8 protein-coding genes are annotated in these 4,562 nt (G+C 35.2%); all 8 read left to right on the top strand.

The annotated features are described in order from the left end of the window. The first annotated feature begins 100 nt into the window (after nt 1–100). The 8 genes from CJF42_RS24950 (at nt 101) to CJF42_RS24915 (ending at nt 4,525) form a co-directional block, all read left to right on the top strand. Complete coding sequence (locus CJF42_RS24950; RefSeq protein ID WP_095369214.1) at nt 101–421, top strand: hypothetical protein; 321 nt, start codon at nt 101–103, stop codon at nt 419–421. Nucleotides 422–531: 110 nt separating this feature from the next. Further along, nucleotides 532–828: a mitochondrial import receptor subunit TOM20 gene (locus CJF42_RS24945; protein ID WP_095369213.1), complete on the top strand. Its 297-nt coding sequence runs from the start codon at nt 532–534 to the stop codon at nt 826–828. A 149-nt stretch (nt 829–977) separates the two neighbouring features. Then, on the top strand, nt 978–1,436 hold the full coding sequence (locus CJF42_RS24940) for an ASCH domain-containing protein (protein WP_095369212.1): 459 nt from the start codon (nt 978–980) through the stop codon (nt 1,434–1,436). A 109-nt stretch (nt 1,437–1,545) separates the two neighbouring features. Next, nucleotides 1,546–1,887, top strand: a complete 342-nt coding sequence (locus CJF42_RS24935; protein ID WP_095369211.1) for a hypothetical protein — start codon at nt 1,546–1,548, stop codon at nt 1,885–1,887. A gap of 126 nt (nt 1,888–2,013) precedes the next feature. Further along, entirely contained in the window at nt 2,014–2,436 is a 423-nt protein-coding gene (locus CJF42_RS24930; RefSeq protein WP_095369210.1) for a hypothetical protein, read from the top strand. 288 nt (nt 2,437–2,724) lie between these two features. Next, on the top strand, nt 2,725–3,129 hold the full coding sequence (locus tag CJF42_RS24925; protein WP_095369209.1) for a GNAT family N-acetyltransferase: 405 nt from the start codon (nt 2,725–2,727) through the stop codon (nt 3,127–3,129). Nucleotides 3,130–3,417: 288 nt separating this feature from the next. Continuing rightward, complete coding sequence (locus CJF42_RS24920) at nt 3,418–3,822, top strand: GNAT family N-acetyltransferase (RefSeq protein WP_095369209.1); 405 nt, start codon at nt 3,418–3,420, stop codon at nt 3,820–3,822. Nucleotides 3,823–4,108: 286 nt separating this feature from the next. After that, a complete protein-coding gene (locus CJF42_RS24915) occupies nt 4,109–4,525 on the top strand; it encodes a hypothetical protein (RefSeq protein WP_095369208.1) in 417 nt (138 codons plus the stop codon). Nucleotides 4,526–4,562 lie beyond the last annotated feature (37 nt).

Here is a 4,562-nt window from a genome sequence, read left to right as displayed (position 1 = left end):
AGTTACTAATTTATAACAACTTATTTTAAACTTATATTGAGAGGTCTAACCTGATAAGTGTGCGCGCCGTTTATACAAATGTTATGTGCCAAGGTGAGTTTTGATTGCAAATATAATTTCAGGTTTACTCGCTCTAGGTTTTTACATATTTTGCTTTGGCATAATGCCTTATCACGCGCTTGTTGTATCAAAAAGTAAATTATTATTGTATACACAAGGCTTAATTTCATGCCTTTGGGTTGTTTTGATTTTCGTTTACCTTTCAGATATTCCAGAGGGGGAAAATGGCTCTGTAATTGTTGATATGTTGTTTTTTATTCCATTTGCATGCTTTCTTTCACAAATAGGATTATTTTGTATTCATTGGCTATTTGCGAAGGTTGTAAACTATTTCAGAGAACCTAAAGAAATAGGCACATAACAAAGCAATTATGTATGGGACGTCTAAAGCTTGGCTGGCGCTCATTCTTCGCTAATTTTAGCCAAGCTTAATACGCCCCATATTGCGGCGTTATGTGGCAATGAGCACTCATGGAAGTTGAAGCAATGAAAGATAAAATGGAAAAGGTGTTAACGCACCTTGAAAGTTTTCTCAGTGATTCAGAAGAATCAATGTTCGGTAGCAAGACGCCTCAAGAGCTGCTTGTTGTCGTTTCAGCAAATCTTTCTTCTGTTAAATCCACTGGCTATCTTTCTAGCCCAGAGCAAATGTTAAACATGTTCTTGCCTACTGCATCCTTGCAAGAAATTGCAATGGATAATGGCTGGGGCAGCCAATACATTGAGCTAGCAGATCATTTCGAGCAGGCTCTAGAATCATGCAGTTAAAAGCACATAACAAGGCCAAGCAACATCGTTCGCTGCGCTCTCTGGACAGCCTTGCGCTTGCGCCTTTTGTGCATGGCTTCGCCATTTTCGCACAAAAGTCACAATCACAAGTCTGCCGTTGTTGGCGGCGTTATGTGTTTAGGAGATGTATGCATCCATCAATAGCTAATATTAGCCATAACTACTTTCAACATTTCAAGGTACAGCCTATAGAGCTTAGTAGTTGGCATTTTTGCGATAATGAAATTGATGCAAATGAGTGTGCTGATTTAGTTATGAAAGGTATAAAAGTGGCAACTTCGCCTTCACTCTGGTGGCACCAAGCGAGTAACGAGCCTTTGCCTAGAGTAGGTGATCTCAATATCGTTACTAATTGGGTAGGTGAAGCTCAATGTATTATAGAAACAACGAATGTTTCTATAATTCCATTTAATGAAATTACAGAAGAATATGCTGAGCTTGAGGGGGAAGGTGATAAAAGTTTGGCCTATTGGAAACGAGTTCACTGGGACTATTATCATAGGGAACTTGAAGGCAGTACATTTACTCCAAGTGAAAAGATGCCTATTATTTGTGAAACGTTTAAGGTAGTGTTTAAAAACACATAACAATCCAATCAAGTCGGACGCCTAACAGTTGGCTGCGTTCACTTCGTTCATAATTATAGCCAACTATTTTGCGCCGCTTATTGGGGCGTTATATTTTTAGGAGAGTTTAGTGTCATTTTTCAAGGGTAGAAAACTTAAGAAGGTTGCGTTAGAAAATAGCATAGACTTTGATGCGCGCATGGGCTTATCAATAAATGGAAATTTAGTTCATGAGTTTGGCTATTTATTAAAATATTATACAACTAATAATTTAGAGAGCTTTGATGATCGATCAGCAATTTCAAAAATTAAAGATAAAACTATTGATGCTATAAACCTTGATCTTCAAAATCCTAAAACACAAGAAGAATTAACTTTAGGTGTGTCTAGGGCTACCGCTGAAGGTAACTTAAGGAACCTTATAAAAATCTTAGAGTCACTATCAAATTACCATGCAGCAGAAGTTGCTTAAAAATATAATAAACAAGCGCATTAAGCATGGGACTGCTAACAGTTTGCTCGGTTCCGCTCTGCTTCACATTTTAGCAAACAATTATCAGCCCCTTATGCGGGCGTTAGCTACAAAAAGGAGTACATCATGGAGTATAGGAATACTCAAATAGGCACAGCGATGCTTTCGATTTTTGGAATTATTTTTCTAATACTGATTTTTGCTTCCATTTCAAAGCCTAATGAATCAATTGCGTTTGCTTATGTAGTTGTAGGCTTGGCAGCAATTTTATTTTCTTCTCTTACAATTAGGGTTAAAGAAGGGAAAGTAAATTGGTTTTTTGGCCCGAAGTTTTGGAATAAGACACTCAATATTTCTCAAATAGAGTCAGCTAAAGAAATATCGACTAAATGGTATTGCGGCTTAGGAATTCGGTTAGTATCTACTGGTTGGTTGTATAATGTATCTGGTTTGACAGCTGTTGAATTGAAGCTTAAAGATGGCACAACTGTTAGCTTAGGCACTAATGATCCTGATAACTTAATAAAAGCAATTGAGCAAAGTAGCTAACAAAAAAATCAAGACGGACGTATCAAGGTTGGCTTGCGCTCATTCTTCACTTATTTTAGCCAACCTCTCTACGCCGCTTATTTAAGGCGTTGAGGCTGTAGAATTTATCAAAAGTGTAAATTGACGAATGAAATTTATGTGCTGTGCGTCCGTAAAAGTAATGTTTTAGTAGAATATTGCCTCAGAATTCACGTAGCAATGCGTTTTGAAGCTTAATTTTTAATAATTTTTTGGTCTGTTTTTTCTAAAAGAGAAATTCTACAGGCTCGTTAGGCATCTTAAATAAATATGACGATAATTTATAATTTTTCCGATAATCAAATTGAACAACTAATTCAATTATACAAAGATACGGGTTGGGGAGAGCGTTCAGTTGAAGACACTATAAATTGTGTAAAAAACTCCCAAATATGTATTGGTGTTCTTGATCAAGATAATAACTTAATCGGCTTTACACGCATCATTACTGATTTTATATACAAAGCATTGATACTAGATGTGATGGTAAATGTTGATTATAGAGGTACAGGCTTAGGTCAAAAGCTTATGCACAATGTTAAGAATCATGAGAAATTAAAAAAGGTAAAACACTTTGAATTATATTGCTTGCCTGAAATGGAAGCATTTTATTCAAACTTTGGTTTTTCAACAGATGCAGATGGTATTAAATTGATGCGCTCTACGAATGCCTAACAAGGGTTTTCAAGTCGGACAAATTACAGTTGGCTGTTGTTCGTACCTCACACATTTTAGCCAACTAAAATTTGCCGCTTAAAACGGCGTTGAGGCTGTAGAATTTATAAAAAGTGTAAATTGACGAATGAAATTTATGTGCTGTGCGTCCGTAAAAGTAATGTTTTAGTAGAATATTGCCTCAGAATTCACGTAGCAATGCGTTTTGAAGCTTAATTTTTAATAATTTTTTGGTCTGTTTTTTCTAAAAGAGAAATTCTACAGGCTCGTTAGGCATCTTAAATAAATATGACGATAATTTATAATTTTTCCGATAATCAAATTGAACAACTAATTCAATTATACAAAGATACGGGTTGGGGAGAGCGTTCAGTTGAAGACACTATAAATTGTGTAAAAAACTCCCAAATATGTATTGGTGTTCTTGATCAAGATAATAACTTAATCGGCTTTACACGCATCATTACTGATTTTATATACAAAGCATTGATACTAGATGTGATGGTAAATGTTGATTATAGAGGTACAGGCTTAGGTCAAAAGCTTATGCACAATGTTAAGAATCATGAGAAATTAAAAAAGGTAAAACACTTTGAATTATATTGCTTGCCTGAAATGGAAGCATTTTATTCAAACTTTGGTTTTTCAACAGATGCAGATGGTATTAAATTGATGCGCTCTACGAATGCCTAACAAGGGTTTTCAAGTCGGACAAATTACAGTTGGCTGTTGTTCGTACCTCACACATTTTAGCCAACTAAAATTTGCCGCTTAAAACGGCGTTGAGGCTGTAGAATTTATAAAAAGTGTAAATTGACGAATGAAATTTATGTGCTGTGCGTCCGTAAAAGTAATGTTTTAGTAGAATATTGCCTCAGAATTCACGTAGCAATGCGTTTTGAAGCTTAATTTTTAATAATTTTTGGGTCTGTTTTTTCTAAAAGAGAAATTCTACAGGCTCGTTACACGGATAGATTTGATGAAAAATTTTATTTTAGTATCAGTATTAGCCCTTGTAGGTTGCGCTACACCACAAGTGTACAACCCTACAAATACTCCTAATCAGGAATTATCCAATGTTCGCACTTCTGGTGGAGAGCAATTATTTTTAACCGAAAAGTATAGTGCTTTTATTTTATATATTTACGATGAAAATAAAAATGAGATTACTAAAAGGAATGCTTTAAGTAATCAAATCAATGACATTTCTCTACCTGCAGGAGAATATCGATTCCAAGTAAGTTGTCAAAACAAGTGGTATGAAGGTACTCCATTAGCTTTTTTCAAATTAGAACCTTCAAAACAATATGAAATATATTGTGATATTACAAAAGGTAGCAACTTCCTAGGGATGTCTGTTGACTCAAAAGTACAATTAAAAATTAAAGAAATATAGGGTGGTATGTGTAACCTAACAAGGGTTTTCAAGTCGG

The organism is Pseudoalteromonas sp. NBT06-2 (assembly GCF_002276045.1).
GTDB lineage: Bacteria > Pseudomonadota > Gammaproteobacteria > Enterobacterales > Alteromonadaceae > Pseudoalteromonas.
The sequence above is the reverse complement of the archived record's forward strand: the minus strand, read 5'-3'. Positions and strand labels throughout refer to the sequence as shown.

Excerpts from the sequence above, each read along its gene's own strand:
- CJF42_RS24920 (WP_095369209.1), top strand. The coding sequence starts at position 3,418 with ATGACGATAATTTATAATTTTTCCGATAATCAAATTGAACAACTAATT.
- CJF42_RS24925 (WP_095369209.1), top strand. The coding sequence starts at position 2,725 with ATGACGATAATTTATAATTTTTCCGATAATCAAATTGAACAACTAATT.
- CJF42_RS24915 (WP_095369208.1), top strand. The coding sequence starts at position 4,109 with ATGAAAAATTTTATTTTAGTATCAGTATTAGCCCTTGTAGGTTGCGCT.
- CJF42_RS24930 (WP_095369210.1), top strand. The coding sequence starts at position 2,014 with ATGGAGTATAGGAATACTCAAATAGGCACAGCGATGCTTTCGATTTTT.
- CJF42_RS24945 (WP_095369213.1), top strand. The coding sequence starts at position 532 with ATGGAAGTTGAAGCAATGAAAGATAAAATGGAAAAGGTGTTAACGCAC.
- CJF42_RS24940 (WP_095369212.1), top strand. The coding sequence starts at position 978 with ATGCATCCATCAATAGCTAATATTAGCCATAACTACTTTCAACATTTC.